The following is a 16,171-nucleotide window of genomic DNA, read 5'->3' as shown; positions in this document are numbered from 1 at the left end:
GGCTAACCCATGGCACGGAGCAGCTGCCGCCCTCGGTGAGCAGCAACTCACCAGAAGGCAGGTGAGTCCACCTTGTTACCACCTCGGCCAGCACTGGCGAGCGAAGTTCGGACAGCGGTCCGCCCCTCCGCCAAGACCTTGAGGGCAACCCGCCCGTACGCGAACCGCGAGCATCGAACGCGCGGGCCCCTCGTGACCACAGGCCCGCCGGCTAATCCCCCCTGACGCCCGCGGTCATTCGGCCTGAAAACCCTGCCCGCGAGCAGCAAAGCCCAAACGGGCGTCGCGTGCTGGCAGGAAACACCGATCCCCTATTGACCGCCTGCGAACTATGGTGAGTCCCGTTTGCCTGGCACCTCGCGCGCTACATGGTTGACGAGCTCGCCCGGTTCCACACCGAGTCCTGCTGCGATATCCAGAAGCGTCAGCACGCTGGGGCTGCGCTGCCCGTGCTCGATATAGATGAGGCCGCGAAAGCTCAGCCCGCTGAGCTCTGCGAGTTCTTCCAGGCTGTATCCCCGTTCCTCTCTGAGACGACGGATTTGCATACCCAGGGACAGGAGTCGCGGGTCCGGTGACGGTTCACGTGCTGGCACACGGCGACTCGACCGTCACACCTTTGCGTGCACCATGAACAGCTGTGCATAACTACTCGTCGTAACGGACAGCATCGCCGTGGCGGGCAGCAACAACGTCGTCGCGCCCACCGCCTACCCAGTGCAAAAGGTCGGCGACAGGTCCAGCATGCAGCTCAGTTTCGTGGGCGAGGCACATGAGCAAGCCAATCGAGCCGTTCGATCGCTGGCACAAGAGATATCCAAAACCAGAACGCGGTGACACCCCGTGCCGGTGCGGCACGCCACAGCAACCTCTGTACCCGTCTTCGGACCACGGCCGAGGCCATCGCTGGCAGGCCCGGTACACCGACTGCTCAGGAAAAGAGAAACGGCCGGCTTTTGCCATCTGGCAGGAAGCCCGCGACTTCCTAGACAACGTGCTCACAGAGACCGAAAGGCAGACGGCGCGCGACAGTAATCCGGGCAGCCTTCCGGTTGAATACTTCGCAACCGAGATGATGGAAAGGAGACGCAAGCGGAAGAAGAACATCAATACCTGCGACACCTACGAAAGCCATCTCCGGAGCCACATCCTGCCGTTCGCCGGCCACCGAACCGCAAGCAGCCTGCGCCGCCGCGATTCCATGGCCTTCGTCGACTACCTCCTCAACAAGGAAGGCCTCGACTCTGCCTGCACCGTCGTCCAGATCTTCAAGACCTGGCGCATCCTCGTGCACTACATGCTGGACGAGGACGTCTCGCTCCCTGCCAACATCGTGGCGAGGATCGACCTCCCGGACGTCACACCACGCGTCAAGGTCGCGCTGTCTCCTGGGCAGGTCGCCGCGGCAGCGGCGACAATGCGGAAGGTCGCGCCGCGCTACGAGGTCCTGATCTGGCTCGGAGCCTGCGCCGGACTACGCCAGGGCGAGGCCTTCGGACTGAAGCGAAGCCAGGTCGCCTGGAAACACGACCTGCTGCACATCGAAGAACAACGGCAGCGCGGTAAGGCCGTACGCCTCAAGACCAAGGCCAGCTACGCCACCTTGCCAGTGGATCACTTCTTGATCGAGCGGCTGCTACACCACGTGTCACGGTTCTCTGAGCCGGAACCCGTCTCACCAGGCGCCGAGCGCCGCCGTCGGGCACGCGGCTACGTCGAGCCACCGGACGAGGACCTGATCGTCACGAACCGTTATGGCCGACCCGTACTGATCAGCGACTTCCATCAGAAATGGCGAAGGACGGTGAAGCAAGCCGGGCTTCCGGACAGAACCCGTTTCCACGACCTCAAGCACTTCTACACCACCACGCTCGGCGGGTCCGGCAAGCACGACCCGAAAACCGTGCAAGCACTCTCCCGGCACGCCAAATTCTCCGAAACCTGGGACACCTACGCCCACCCCCCCCTCGCCGTGGAGGAAGTCATGGTCACCGTGTTCGGAACCGCGTTCTCACACATCGACACTCCGACGACATCGTTGCGGAACGGATCTACCTTCGAGGCCGGCGCGGCGTCCGCGCCCTGAGCGCCTGCCCTCCTGCCTCCAACTCGCGTCCAGGGGCGGCGGCCTCAGCCGCTCCTTGCTTCGATGACCGCCTCAGCAGATTGACCGCCCCTCCCTCTGCAGCCCTCACAGAGGCCCAGCCAATTCGCGGCAGTACCAGTTGCCCCCATTCGAACCTTCGACCGGGGTTCGGCTCCTGGCAAGGCCCTGGCCGCGTCGAGCAGCACGGCAGATGCTCTGGCGTCCGTTTTCGGACTGTGCGCGGGTATGTCCCCTTGTGTGCGCCCGTCGTATCCGACCTAGCTTCTCGATCTTGTCGTTACGCCACCGATGCGACGCAGGGGGAGAAGCCGTGGCAGAAGCAGCACAGGTGCTCAAGGAACTGGTGGAGGCCTGGAGTGTGCAGATCGACTCGACCAGCGCGTTGGCGGGAGCCGTTGCCGATGCCACTGCGAAGGACGACAAGGAACGGCGGGAGGACGGGCGCGAACCGCTTCGGCGGAAGCCGGGGTTGAGGGCGTTGCCTGCCACCGAGGTCGGTCCATCATTCAGGCTCACTCCGTGGGACGTGCTGCACGCGCTGGGGCGTGCCGCTGTGCTGTCCCGGCAGGGAGCCGGGCGCGGGCTGGCCGAGCACTGGGGTTGTCTGAAGTACTGCCAGGCACTGGACGGCAGCCCTGGTCGGTATATGGCGCTTTCGGAAGAAGGGTTGAACCCCAGGCGCCACTACAGGACTGTTCAGTCTGGCGAGTTGGGCATCGGATTCGCGCTCGCCGTCGCCGAGCGAGCGCTCAAGAAGCGGTACCCGGACCACTTGATCTCGGTCGTGGACGCGGACATCGCCTTGCAGGCGGGCTGGGCGCTGGCGGGCAAGGACGTCAAGCGACGGGACTGGGTGAAGTTGCGTCCCGACTTCCTCCTGGAGGCGTGGAAGCCCGGCGAGCCGTCGAAGGTCGTCCCTCTCGCGTGCAAGGGGACCCATGCGAAGGGCTCTTACGCGAACACCCAGCTAGCCGCTGCCTCAGCGCAGGTCGAGGCGGTACACATCGGCCCCTGGGATCAGACGCCGACCCTGGTGACGTCGACGGGAGCTGCTCGGGCAGGGCGGCATCATCGTGCACGTGCTGCATGCCCCCGGTGACGGCTCCCTGCCGATGCCACCGGACGCACTGAACGCAGATCGCGAACTGCAGGACCTGAACATCTACCCCGACGTCCGCGTCCCGGGCACTGACTGCGAGGGCGAGCAACGCGTGAGCGGCTTCCAGATGATGCCGGACCAGTACCCGTGGTTCCGCAGGGCCCTCGCGCAGGCAGGGGCAGCTGGACTGATGGGGTTCACCGGCGGCGGTGAGCCAACGGCGCAGTACCTGACGGAGCGGCAGGGCAAGCGACACTTCAAGGGCTTCACGCATGCCGGTACGGGAATCGTGCAGGACATCGATCACGAGATCGGCGGGATGTCCTTTGTCGGGACGGATCACGTCTTCCGGTTGAACGGCACGCGGGTGGAGGCGTTCTCTGGTCTTGAGGCGAGCCTCTTCGATCACCTGCGCGATGGGCGGGTGGAGGAGTACCGGCGCGACGCACACGCTCTGCGTTCGAGGTGGCGGGCTGTCCGCCGCCAGGACGACTGGGACGGACCTGTTTCGCTGCGCGAGGACGGTTCCATCATGGCCATGCGACTGCTGCCCGAGCCGCCCCGCACACGCCGCCGCCTCCGCGCACTGTGAATCGCGCCGACACCCCGTGTTGGGCGATGACGTTGCAGGCAAGCACTCTGTGTCCGAGGTCGGGTCCGCCGACCGTCGGTCCGCTGATCAGTCCTCACGGCGAGGAGCATTGGGCGGCGAGTCTGGCAGCGGTTCAGTCTGATCAACTTCTGGCGGTGTACTCATCGGGTGGCGTCCACCATCCCGGCCCGGGGTCTGCTGGAGTGGTCAGAACCTGGTCAAGGTAGTCGGTGATGGTGAAGGCTACTTTCGGGTCGGCGATGAATGCCGTGGGGTCGATGGTCTGGGTGACGATCAACGGCACGACGCGCCAGGTGCCGTCTGTGGGAGCAGCGCAGGCGAGCGCAGCGGCCTGAGGGTTGGAGGCGACCGCGTCCACCTTGCGCCGGACCTTCGTCAGGTAGCCGTCCTTCGGGTCGGTGAAGCGTTTGATGTGCTGGATTACTGCGTGCGGCGCGTGCCCGGGGTGGGGGTGCTTGGCCTCTACGACCCAGAGGCGGGCGGTCGCAGGGTCAGCAATGAGCAGATCGATCTCCCCTCCTGTGGTGGGCAGGCCGACGCGCTCGGCGTCCTTCTCTCTGAAGTTGGCGACGTGGGGCAGTCCGAGATGGTTCGCGGTGGCGGCGATGTCCCTCTCCAGCTGTTGTTCTATGGCTTGGCGGTGCTTGGCGAGGGCGCCGCGGACTGGCGCGGGCAGGTCTCGGTGTGGCAGGCGTCCATCCTGGAAAGCGGCTGCGTAAACCTCCTGCGCGGTGTGGATCACCCACGGAAGAAGCAGCAGTTGCCCCGGATCTGCGGAGATCAGCGGGTGGGTGGTGAGCCGTGGGCGCCGCTCGACCTCCGTGTACCGGTGCTCGCGGTCATCGGCGGCGTTGCCGCGGTCGAGGACGAGTGGGTCGATCGCAGCACGGGTTTCCGAGATGGGCACGCCTGACCAGGCGGCCGCCTCGCGGGCCAGCTCATCGGGCGTGGTGATGCCGTATCCCTCGGGACCAGTTGGCCAGTCCACTGCCGTGCCGAGCACTGCGCCGAGGGCGTCGAATCCGAAGCCCCACGCCCGGCACAGTTCCTGGTCAGCGCGGGCGAGGGAAGAGCCAGGGGCCGGCCGGAGGGCGGTGAACGCCCCCGGCGTCCTGTGCGGCCGGGGCCCGGCGTGAGGCGGGGCCGGCAGATCAGCAAGGGTGCTCTGCCGACTCTGGGCCAACCAGTGGTGGTGGCGCGCGCGAGTCCACGCTTTCTGGTCCAGTCCGAGGTGTGTGGCGGTGGCGGTCGGGTCCTCGGCGCCGGGCTGGTCGATGTGAAAGACGCCGGTGGCGTGTACCTGGAGTTCCAGGCCGTGCAGTCCGCGGGCTCCTGCGACGGCTGTGATCCCGCTGTACAGAATCAGTTCGGCGAGGGCGATCAGGTCGGCCACGGCCAGTAGGTCGACGGCGCGATCTCCTTGGGGCGGCGTGGCCAGTGCCTCCTGCAGGAGCAGGTTCAGCGCGGAGGTAGCCACCGAGTCGTCGGATGTACGCCGCTGAGCCTCCCCTACCCAGTTGTCGGCCCAGGGCGCGGCCAGATTGAACAGCAACTCGTGGTGGCGGTGTGTCCGGGCGCACCAGGCGGCGTTGAGGTGATGGGCCAGTTCGGTGGTAAGTGCGGGCTCGAAGGAGCGGATCTCCGTGTCGAGCAACGCCTCCAGCGCGTGAAGGATCTGCTCGGCCGGGCGCACGGCGTCGCGCCCGCGCCACAGGCCGGCTGGGGCCCCGGCTTCCCGGACGGCCGCTGCCGCGGAACGCAGGGCGCGGATCTGAACGTGTTCGCCGTCCGGCACGGCGTACTCGGGGGTCTGAGCGGGCCACGGGTTCTCGAAGACGTTGAGGGCTAGGACTGGGTCGGCCTGGTTCCACACCTCGGTGAAGGGTTCGGTATCGGGGCCGTTTTCTGCGTCTCGCCCTTCGCGGACCTGGCTGGCGCAGTGGTGGAGGGCGTGGCCCAGGGCGCGGTGTCCTTCGCGTCCGTCACCCGCGAACGCCCCGAGGAAATCGGGCCCCATGACGAGTCGGATGGTAGCGCTGGGCGGATCGACGGAGACAAGAAGGCGAAGGCCGTCGGCAGGGGCCTCGGTGTCTGTTCCGTCGTCGAGCAACTGCGCCGGGTCCGCCAGGGCCTGGGCCAGATCCACGGTGATCGGGACTTGGTCGGGGAGGTTGAAGTGCCGGGCGATCACAGGATGGGCGGTGATGGTGGTGCGGATCGCGTCGGCCAGGCCGATCAGGCCCGGGAAGTCCAGCGTCGCCTCGCCGGGTGGGCTGGGGCAGACAGTCACGGCGAGCGGCGGGTGGGTACTCACGGCCGCAGCCGCAGTTGGAGTTGCGTAGTGGTGGAGGTCCGCCTGAAGCCCCGCCGCTCCATCGGGGAGGTCGACGATCTTTGTGGCTGTCCACTCCACGGAGGCGGGCAGGCCCGCGTCCGCGAGGACCTTGTCGATCGGTGCCCAGGTCGCGGCCCGGTCCCAGGACAGGTCTCGGCCTCGCCGCGGGACGACGGCAACCTCCGGCGCGGATTCGCCGGGCGCAAGGAGTGTGCCGTTACGGCGCCAGCCGCCCCACGCATCAAGCAGGTGGAGGTAGGCGATCGCATCCACTCCCGGATGCTGGGTCATCTCCCATACGAACAGGGCCAGCGTGGCCGGGTTCCCGCCGGCATCGGCTGCCATCTCGGCGAGCTCCTCGACATGCACCAGGAGGGTGTCGGTGACCACCTCGCGCACGAGGAAACGCGGCCCCGCATACACCACCAGCCGTCCCTGCTCCGGTGAGGTCTCCTCCAGCAGGACCCTCCGGGCGGCCTCGACTCGCGGCCCCAGGTCACCGTCGAGGAGCGCACTGACGACCGCGACCTCCAAGCGAAGCTGGGGTGCGCTGATCCGGGCCACTTCGTCAGGGCGGGGAACGCTTTCCAACTGCAGTACGTCGGCAACCCGTACCACGGCTAGGTCCTGAACGCGCTGGGCCAGGTACTGGTTGAATCCGAGCTGTCGCAGGAGCTGTTCGGCGGCAGCCGTGACGGCTTGGAGAGCTTCGCTGGCCGGTACTGGGATCCTCCGACCGTGGGCCCGTACAGCCAACACGGGGCCGAGCAGCTGTCGCATCGGGTCGTACTTCAGCTTCAGCTTCCCGATGTCTGCCGTCAGCCACACCAGCGCCCGGTGTGCGCGCTCCGGGTGGTCGCAGGCAGAGACGATGTCGTCGAGGCAGTCGCGCTCCGCTACCGCGACGGCATCCACGCTGGCATGGGTGAGCCAGCATGAGATCGTCTCGCCCGGGCCTTCTTCGGAGGTCGGCCAGGCATACACGCACTCCCTCATCCGTCGGTCGGTGTAGCGCACAGCGAGCTCGATGACGTCGCCGAGGCCGAACCCGACCGCGCCGAGCAGGTGCTCGTCGACGGCACATGCCGTCAGCCGCAGGCTGCGGAGCACCAGAAGGGGGTGATCCAGGTCCCCCGGGTGCAGCAGCATTCCAGCGAAGCGCACACCAGCTCGTACGTCGTTCGGCTCCCCCTCAGTGAGAACGCCCCGTCCGGGAGCACCCTGCACCGCGGCCTCAACGAGGACCGGCAGCACCTCGGCCATGACCACCGCACCAGAACGGCGCCCGCTGCGAATGACGCGCGTCCACAGGAGCAGGAGATGGTCATGGAATCGCGAGCAGGTCGGTGCCATCAGCGCGGCTTCCAGCAAGACCAGCAGCGACTCGGTCGAGTAGGGGGCAAGTGCCGTGTCGATGGTCTTCCACTGCACGCGCCGCTGCTGCGCGGAGGTGGGCGGAGGCTGGCTGGTCATCGCAGTGCTCCCAGGGTGTGATCCTGACGATGCCAGGGTGGCAGCAAGTGCCCAGACGGCACTTTTGAGTTGACAATCGTGCGATCACCGATCACGGCCTACGCCGCCACAGTGTCACGGCTGGAACAGGGCCTGGACGCGGCATGTGCAATCCGCAGTCCGACAGCCACACCGCCGCCACGCGCCGCCCTGTCCCTGCTCTCCACCCAGTCGCACAGATCCCGCGCGGTCCCGGTCGCAAGCGGTGGATCTTCAATGGGCGTGACAACGCCTCCATGGTCGGAGAACCTGTTCTTAGCGTCTGACTGCATCCAAGCTTGAGAGATCCGCAGTGAGCGCCAGATGGTCGAAGATTTGCAGACAGCGTGACCGATCAGCTGTGTTGCCCAGCCTGTACAGGCGTAGCAGGACCGGGATGAGGTAGTGCCCGGTCAGTCGGCGGTCAGTGTCTAGGGCTACTACCTGCTCACATGCCTCGATAGCGGCAGGAGGCATTGGAGTGGTCTGTCGGTTGAGTGCGATGAAGACGTCTCGCTGGTTGTCCGAGAAAGTTGGGCTGCGGACAAAGGACTGAACGAAACCGTTCTGGGCGGCTACATGCAATTGGTCGATGTTGTGGATTGCTCGGGCCGCGCTGTTGCGGACAGTGGGGTCAGGGTCCTCGAAGAGGCTGGGGAGCCAACTTAGGGAGCGATCTGGATACTCGGCGGACACCTGAGCAACGCCGTTTCGTGCAGTGTCGCTCAACTCTCGGACTGTACTCGGAAGATCCGGGGTTAGAATGTTCCACATTGCGAGGATAGCCCAGATTTGGCCTGCGCTATTGCCCGCACCCTCTGGCAGAGTCAGGCCTCGGGCCAGATAGTGGCTGAAGCGGGCCGTGTCCTGTTGCAGTGCCAAGATCAGAAGGTCGCGGACGGGGTATGCGGCGTAGAGGCTGGCATTGGCTTGGGCGAATAGCTCGTCTGCGAGGGCCAGGGCTGGTCGGGGCTGGTGTTTGTGGAGGGCGTGTACTGCTAGTGCGGCGCACGCGCGTACGGCCGGCACTGAATCGTGAGCCAGGTTCCCTGCGATACGGGCGAGGACTTCTAGATTCCGATCTCCGTGGGTCAGGAGGGCCCCTGTGACCCAGGCAGTCTGACCGCGCGCGGTGTTGATCCCTGCGGTGACGAGATCCTCGGTTGTGGTGTAGCCATTGTCGGCCGTTTGATCGTTGGAGAATTCTTCGAGCAAGCCGACGATATTCCGGTCGGTGTTGGCGAGGTTCGTCTCGATCGCGCGGCACAGTTCGTTAATGATGCCGGGCCCGCAGGATCGGTAAATATGAGCACACAACGCAGCGAAGCAGTCGGTGCCGAGGGATGGCGAGGCAGCGCGGAGGATGGCGGTGAAGTAGGCGAGTGGCGAGTTGCCGTCGAGCTTGAGAGCTAGTGAGGCGAACCGCTGCGGCTCGCGCTCCGCCTGACGCCCCAGAGTCAGGGACAGTTCGTCAGCCCCTTCTCTGGTGCTCCAGTGGGTGTTGCGTTTCGGCTCGGCGTAGATGGCAAGGGCTTTCAGCCAATGAATATCTTTCATCCTCGTGGCGGCCGCGTCGCTGATCGGTGATTCGGTGCCACGGATGTAATTCGATGGCACCGGGGTGAGGACGCCGATGCCGAATTTGCGTTCCCATTCTCCGAGCCTCCGCCGTACCTGGTCCGTGCCACGGTTCGGGTCGACTGCGGAAAGAAGCCGGTACTGGGTAAGGCCGACCCTGCTATGGCCACGGGTTCCCGGAGTGTCCCAGGCGGGATGAAAGCTCAGAAGTGAAGTGAGAAGCCGGTCCAGGCTCTCGGCGGAGCACCGGGCTGATACCGATGCGATCATGTCGCGGCTGGCCCAGGTCACCTCGTCCCACAGGCTCTGGCGTCGCCAGCTATCCGCCAGCAGCCATTCCACTGCTTCGTCTGGCTTGTCGACCGCGGTGTAAAGGCGGGACGCGATGTAGTTGGCCTCTGGCCCGTTGACCGCCGTAAGGCGGGGCAAGGTCGCATCTACGATTTCGGGGTTCGTTTGGGCGAGGACACGCAGTGCTTCGTCGATGCCTCGCACGAGGAGAGATCCGAATTCGTAGGCACCCAGATACATGCGGGTCGGCAGCGGTTGCCCGCCGTTGGCCGACTTAGCACCTGCGAAGTCGAGCACGAAGGGCAGTACCTGGTGGACGAAGACGGCGGGAGCGCCGCTGGAGAGTTGGCCGATAACCTCGCGGGCGGTAGGTGGGTAGTTGGTGAGCAGGCCAGCCTTGAACGGATCCTCATGTCCGCCCTGGGAAGCGCGTGCGACGGCTCGACGCAGGTACGCGCCCAAAATTCGGGTGGCGCTCTGCGGATTGGACTGTGCAAGCGACTGCAGGTTCATGAGCAGGGCGTCGCCGTCGTCGGTGTGCCCGGACAGTGGGTCGAGTTCGCCACGTTGGATGAGCTCGATGACGAGCCCCTCTAGGTCCCCCTCCAGGACCCAGAAGACCAATTGGCGCAGCCTGTCCCGCCAGATGTCGGATGAGCCGACGTGCGGTGTAACCAAAGCAGCTACTCGCTGGGTGCGGTGGCTGGCGACATCAAGCAGTGGGGCGAATGCGTGTCCAGCTGTGGCAGGGTCAGCGAGCCAAGGTTCCCAGCGTCCGTCGTGGTCGGCGGCATCGAACCATGACGGCTGCCCCAGCACGGAAAGGATCTTGGGTGCCACGAAAGAGCCACCCCATGCGAGGTCGTCCAATTCACGCCAATCCTCGGCCGTGGCATCGAGCTGCCGGAGAACCGCGATCACGACGTCCTTAATGTGCGGTCGGATCGTCTCAGATGCGAGCAACTGCCGCACCGTGGAGCGGAAACGGTTCCGGTCGAGTGCCTCGCTGTATTCGAGGATCTGGCGAGTCTGAGCCCGGCGGAACAGGGCCTGCCCGGAGCCGCCAAGAAAGTCGTGCAGCGCCAAGGAGCCGGACATGAAACTGCGGGCAAAGAGGTAGTCGAAGTAGGACTCGTGGAAAAACCCGATGCGGTTGCCTGTCTCCGAGACGAGGATGCCTTCGGATTCCAGAAGCTGGACATCTGTTTGATCGAAGCCGTCGAGGATCAGACGAGGCGCGGTCAGGCTCTCGCGGTCGCTCAGGTGCTGCACCAGTGTTGTGGTGATGTCCGCCCAGGATCGAGGCCTGAGTTTGGGTTCGACGGCTTGGCGGCGTTCCCTGGTGAACTGATCGTACAACTGCTGCAGGGTGCGGTAGCTACTAGTTCGGGCGGTGGGAGATAGCCGGCTGAAGACCGACAGATTCAGGGGCAGCTTGAGCAGCTGGAACGTCTCGGGGTCCAGGGATGTCGGATCGGTCCCGGCTCCCTGCAGTACCGCGCGGACGGATTCGTCGCTCAATTCGTCGAGTTGGATGCGTTCCACGCGGTCACTGTCTGCGGCGAGTTCTCTGAGTCGCGAATCCTCCTCAACATCGATCGTGCGGGCCACCAACAGGACCTTGACCGTGGGTTCATGGCGCAACTGCTCCAACACCTCGGCGACTGCCCCGTATACCTCGGACATCCTTCCGCTGTAGGTGCTCACTGCATCCAACTGGTCGACCACCAGAAGCGATGGCTTCCCATCCGCGACATTCGCAAGGACCACCGCCGGCGAATCAACGAGTTCCATCGCTCTGCCGAGGGCAACGGCGCTCAGGGTATTGGCACCCACCGTGTTCATACGCGCTGCAGCCGCGTACCAACCCTGTGCCTGAAGCTTCTGCACGACCTCGCAGACCACCGTGGACTTGCCCATACCCGCGCGGCCTTCGCACAGCAGGATCTGAGAGCCGTCTCGATCAGTCAGCCGCTCGATGAACCTGTCCGTGTGAGGGCGCAGCGCCAAGCCGAACGCAGGCTGTTTGTCTTTGACATGCAGGGACAGACCGTCGACGGTTCTCGCAAGAGCACGTTCGGTGTTGGTGTCGCCGACGAGGTAGCGGCGTTTGATCCCCTTCCCCTCCAGGTACGACCAGACCATAGGTGCCGTTACAACCTGGTGGAGATGCTCGTCGAAGAAGTCACGCAGGATGGCGACCACAGATTCCGGGTCGTCCTGTACAAGGAACGAGTAGCTCAAGGCGACCTCGTTCCGAAGGCTCTCTCCTGGCTGATGCCGGACCTGGATCCGCTGTAGATATCGCCAGGCAGTCTCCCTGTCGGCCGTCGGCCAGTTTCCGGCCACAGCTGCGAACTCACCTTGAGGACCCGTCCGAATCCTCTCAAACTCCTCAAACGTGATGGCGGCCCGCGCCTGTTCACACAGCTTGTCGAGTTCCGCCGCATCCATCGACAACACCAAGCGAACCGTCTTCCCTGCAGCAAGATGCGTTTCCACCTTGCGGAGCACCTCGGCCAGCCTGTGCAAGGTCCAGCGCGTGCTGTAGTCCTTGACCTGGTCACAGCAAGACCCGCTCGGAAACCGGATCTCGAACTCGATGCCCTGGCCCTCAGCGCCCGGCGGTTCCAGTCGGATACTCGACGCTTCTCCGCGCAGAAGCAGCCCGACCTGTAGGGCCGTCCACCGGTGCTCATACCGATTGCTGAGCTTGTCCGCGGCACCGCCCGCCATTGCCATCCGACACCCCCACAGCAGAGGAACAACCGGGCCAGACCACCCAGCACACACAACGCTACCGGCGCCGGACGCCGGTCGGGGCTTCCGTAATGACCGGTTCGAGGAGTGCCCTCAGCAGGACATTCTGTAACCAGTTATCTCTAGTTCTCAACTTCTTCCCCGCTGGTTACTACCAGGCAGCTGCTGCGCATCACCCGCATCAAGCCCGATGGCACCACTGTCGTCCCGCCCTTGTGCGACACGAGCGAGGCCAGACCCTGCGCGACACCTGGTGGGTCGCCGACGGCTGAACTTGAACGACGCGGAGAGGGATCCGATCGACCACACCCAAGGTTCCTCGTCCTACCCCGCTGCTGGCGTGCCGAGAAGGCTTGAGCAAGCCGACCGTCGCCAAGAGCAACAACCCGTCGACCGACAGCGGCCACAGCGCGGCGCTCACTCCGTCCGCCCCGCCCCGAAGAGCAAACGACCGCTCCTGAACGTAGAAGGCATATGCAGATACCAAAGCCACCACCAAGGCGCACCCCGGCACACTCAGGTCTCAAGGTCAACCGCGCAAAGACCGTCGTGTCGGGGCTCGTGGGCGGTCCTCATCGAGGGCTCACCGCCCTTGCGGCGACGCTGCGAAACCGCGACCGTAGCCGAACCCACGAGCTCACGGGCCCTGCGGGCGGGTTGCCCATTTTGTTGGAGCCCGCGGTCTGATTCGATGCCGACGACCGCCCGGTCGTCGGCATCGAATTCGTGAGGAGCTCATGAGCGACCGCCGCACCCTCAGCCACCGAGTTCACCGCCGGTGCACACCGCGCACACGTCCACCGGAACTCCCAGGTAGAAGCCGGGATTCACCCCGACAGGAAAAAGGGCCCCGCCGGGGCCAAAAGACCAGTCACAGATCTGGCGGCAGACGAGTCGGGCTGTACGCCGGATTTTGTCGCCCGGTCGCCTCGCGGCGGCCGGGGAGACGGCCATCCATCTAGGGCCGGCGTTGCCGCCGGCCTCGTGCGGTCTACCCGCGGACTCGGGCGGGCAGCCCTCGAACGTCCGCGCAGAGAGCGTTTTACGGCGCTCCTTTTGACCTTGCTCCAGGTGGGGTTTACCTAGCTGCCCAAGTCGCCCTGGGCACTGGTGGTCTCTTACACCACCGTTTCACCCTTACCCAGCGCCTGAGCACTGGGCGGTTTGTTTTCTGTGGCACTGTCCCGCGGGTCACCCCGGGTGGCCGTTAGCCACCACCCTGCCCTGTGGAGTCCGGACGTTCCTCGGGAAGCCCCTAAGGGGACTCCACGCGGCCGTCCGCCCGGCTCGTCTGCCGTATCGACCATGTTAGCCGACCAGGCGCGAGTCCTTGTTTCTTCGATCAGTGACCGACGAGCGGATCCAGAGCTTCCTTGATCTGCGGCCCAGCCGCGAGCTCCTTCGTGGAGTAGTCGAGCCAGAGCTCTCCGGTCACTCTGCCCCTCGCTCCCAGCTGAAGTCCTGCGGTCACTGCCCACTCATGAACGCGCGCCTCGGTAAGCAGCCCATCCGGGCCGAGCAGATCACTACGCCCGGCTTGGTCAAGTCGGAAGGAAGCCGTCACCCGGTCCGGGACCCGCCCGCTGCCACCGATGGCTACCGCCCGTTGTTGAGCCCAGGCTCGGACAGCGTGCGTCTCAGTCTTGGAGATAGCTGGCCGCGGACGCTGCCTGGCCTGTGTGGCCAGGCAGCCACAACTACGGGTGTTCCCAGAAGTGACCTGAGACTGGACAGAAGTGATGATCTCGGGATTGCCGCAACCGCACCGGTAGTCGCGGACGATCTCATCTGGGTTTTCCGGATTCCGATAGGGCTCGGAAACGGATGACAGCAGGCTGTCTGCATGCGGGGCCGTCAGTGAGAGGCGGCGCGGTGTCGGCGGGGCCGCCTTCTCCGGCTTTCGGCGCGGAGGACGCAGTTCGCCCCATACTGCGGTGATGTAGGCATCGGCAGCAGCCTCGTGCCGGGCCGTGCCACCGTTGAGATAGGCGTCCAGACCCGGCATAGCCTCGGGAAAGCGCTCCGAGAGAGCCGAGGCCACTGCGCTGGCCTGCTGGTAGGCCGTGGCCCGTTCAGGTACCGCTACGACCAGAGCATGGGGAGCCTCCATCTCCGGCAGATCGCCGATTCTCACGTGAATGAGCAGATCCAGGATCCCTGCTTCAACGAGTACCCGGCTCTTGTCGTTCTCGTACTGGCGGCGGTCTCTCTGTCTGGTCGAGTGGTGGAAAGCTCCGTCGTACTCAAGGCCTACACGGACGCCATGAGGCAGTTGGAAGACCGCGTCTACCTCGACGTCCTTGTAGCGCCAGTGGACCGGCTTGTGCTCGGGCGGAACTGTGAGACGGTGCGAGGCGAAGTCGGGCACACCGTCCGGCAGCCGCGGGTCTCGGCTCGTCGGCGGTACAAGGTCGATGAGTCCCGACAGCTCAGCCACCAGCCGGACCTGTTCCTTCGATATCCCAGAAGTCGAGCACTTGCCGCAGCCGGTGCCCTGGACACGGTTGAGGATCGTGGCCTCCCACACGTGGCCGTGACGGCACCTCCAGGACAAGGTCGCGTACGTGCCTGCGCTGCCCGCTCCAGCAGCATCCTTTCGTGAAATGTTGTGCTGGCTCGTCGGCAGCCAACGCGGATCAAGGTCCGGAGCATCCAACTCGTCCGCGATTTCTGGGAACCAGGTGAGCAGCGAGTTCGTGTCGTCGATCACGTACCCCGCGCACACCAGACACCCGTTCCCCTGAAGCACGCGCTCTTTGACCACCGCTCCGAAACGGTGCTCAACCGGCCGCCAAACTCCGGTACTTGGATCGACCGACCATGTCCGGCAGGCCCACGGCACACTCTCGTGTGAAGCGTGGGTGATGTCGCTCGCCGGTATCTGTCCACGGTACTGAGCAGCCAGCGTCGGAAGGTCCGCGAGCCGGGTCAATCGACGACACTCAGGACACCCTGCACCCTTCTGAATACGGTCTTTGGGCCAGGCCAGCCACGGCTCGTGGCCGAAGGCGAGGGGGCATTGCCACATGTACGGACTGACCTCGCCGCGTCTCTGAGCTGTCGCCGAGACGTTCTCGGGATGGACGCGGTTGTCTTGGTGCCACTGCGCCGAGACCTCCGGGATATCCGCAATCGTGGTTTCTCCACGCCCACCGGTACGGCTGTCCCACCGGCCCACGACCGTGGTCTTGTGCTGATTCCAGTAGGCGGTGACTTCGGCCTGCCGCGCCTGAGCAACCGCGAGTTCCTTCTTGATCCGCTCGTGGCGTGCTCGGTTGTTCTCCTCCCAGACGGACCGCATCTGCCGAAGCATCCGCAATCGGTCCTCGCGCCCCCGGCTCCCGGTGTCGAGCGGCGCCGGCTGAGGCGGCCAGGCGTCGAGAGCTGCCACGCCGCTTACGGACGCTTCCGAATCTTGAGATGCGCTCACGGCGTGAGAATACGAGCGGAGTCTGACAGAGCCGCACCAATGCCCGGATCATCCATATTCGCCCGGACCGGACACCTCGGACGGTATTTTCATATCGTCCGAGGTGTCCGGTCGTCGAAAGCATTTGCGCTGCTCACAGCACTTTCGTCAACTCGCCCCCGGGCGGGAAACGTCGCTCTGCACACCCTCGGCGAAATTCGACCCGGATTCGACCCGGCCGCAGATTTTCATCCCGCCGCAGCGCTCTGACCTGTGAGAATGCTGGATGGCAGCGACATTCGGATGTTACGCCGGGTTCTGTTCCGGGAGGTCCTCGCGAACCGCCCGGCGACGGCCATCCATCTAGGGCCGGTGTTGCCACCGGCCTCGTGCGGTCTACCCGGGGGCTCGGGCGGGCAGCCCTCGAACGTCCCCGCAGGTGAGTGGGAGGGTCTGGCGTACGAGGAGGAACAGTTCCGCGCCGACGC

General features: G+C 65.2%; 8 protein-coding genes and 1 other RNA gene. 3 read left to right on the top strand and 6 right to left on the bottom strand.

All coding sequences use genetic code 11. From position 1 onward, the window contains the following. Nucleotides 1–329: 329 nt before the first annotated feature. Entirely contained in the window at nt 330–548 is a 219-nt protein-coding gene (locus tag ABZT17_RS36990; RefSeq protein ID WP_234388233.1) for a helix-turn-helix transcriptional regulator, read from the bottom strand. 224 nt (nt 549–772) lie between these two features. Here ABZT17_RS36990 and ABZT17_RS36985 point away from each other — a divergent pair, with 224 nt between their 5' ends. From ABZT17_RS36985 to ABZT17_RS36975, 3 genes are all read left to right on the top strand, one after another. After that, nucleotides 773–2,086 carry a site-specific integrase gene (locus ABZT17_RS36985; protein ID WP_356355769.1) on the top strand — a complete coding sequence of 438 codons (1,314 nt, stop codon included), beginning with the start codon at nt 773–775 and terminating at the stop codon, nt 2,084–2,086. Nucleotides 2,087–2,417: 331 nt separating this feature from the next. Then, nucleotides 2,418–3,206, top strand: a complete 789-nt coding sequence (locus ABZT17_RS36980) for a hypothetical protein (RefSeq protein WP_356355767.1) — start codon at nt 2,418–2,420, stop codon at nt 3,204–3,206. Continuing rightward, a complete protein-coding gene (locus tag ABZT17_RS36975; protein WP_356355765.1) occupies nt 3,187–3,798 on the top strand; it encodes a hypothetical protein in 612 nt (203 codons plus the stop codon). Before ABZT17_RS36980 ends, ABZT17_RS36975 begins: the two co-directional genes overlap by 20 nt. 142 nt (nt 3,799–3,940) lie before the next feature. Here ABZT17_RS36975 and ABZT17_RS36970 read toward each other — a convergent pair whose 3' ends face one another. The 5 genes from ABZT17_RS36970 to ABZT17_RS36950 all read right to left on the bottom strand — a co-directional run bounded on the left by ABZT17_RS36970 (nt 3,941) and on the right by ABZT17_RS36950 (nt 15,575). Further along, nucleotides 3,941–7,627 carry a hypothetical protein gene (locus ABZT17_RS36970; protein WP_356355763.1) on the bottom strand — a complete coding sequence of 1,229 codons (3,687 nt, stop codon included), beginning with the start codon at nt 7,625–7,627 and terminating at the stop codon, nt 3,941–3,943. A 294-nt stretch (nt 7,628–7,921) separates the two neighbouring features. Continuing rightward, the gene (locus ABZT17_RS36965; protein WP_356355761.1) at nt 7,922–12,256 is read right to left on the bottom strand and encodes a hypothetical protein; all 4,335 of its coding nucleotides are present in this window, start codon (nt 12,254–12,256) and stop codon (nt 7,922–7,924) included. Between the two features lie 199 nt (nt 12,257–12,455). Then, on the bottom strand, nt 12,456–12,767 hold the full coding sequence (locus ABZT17_RS36960) for a hypothetical protein (protein WP_356355784.1): 312 nt from the start codon (nt 12,765–12,767) through the stop codon (nt 12,456–12,458). A 393-nt stretch (nt 12,768–13,160) separates the two neighbouring features. Continuing rightward, nucleotides 13,161–13,564, bottom strand: an RNA gene (gene rnpB, locus ABZT17_RS36955) — RNase P RNA component class A. A gap of 52 nt (nt 13,565–13,616) precedes the next feature. Further along, entirely contained in the window at nt 13,617–15,575 is a 1,959-nt protein-coding gene (locus ABZT17_RS36950; protein ID WP_356355760.1) for a zinc-ribbon domain-containing protein, read from the bottom strand. Nucleotides 15,576–16,171: the final 596 nt, after the last annotated feature.

This window comes from Streptomyces sp. NPDC005648, assembly GCF_040605395.1.
GTDB lineage: Bacteria > Actinomycetota > Actinomycetes > Streptomycetales > Streptomycetaceae > Streptomyces.
Note: the sequence above shows the minus strand (reverse complement) of the source record. Positions and strands in the feature narration are given on the sequence as shown.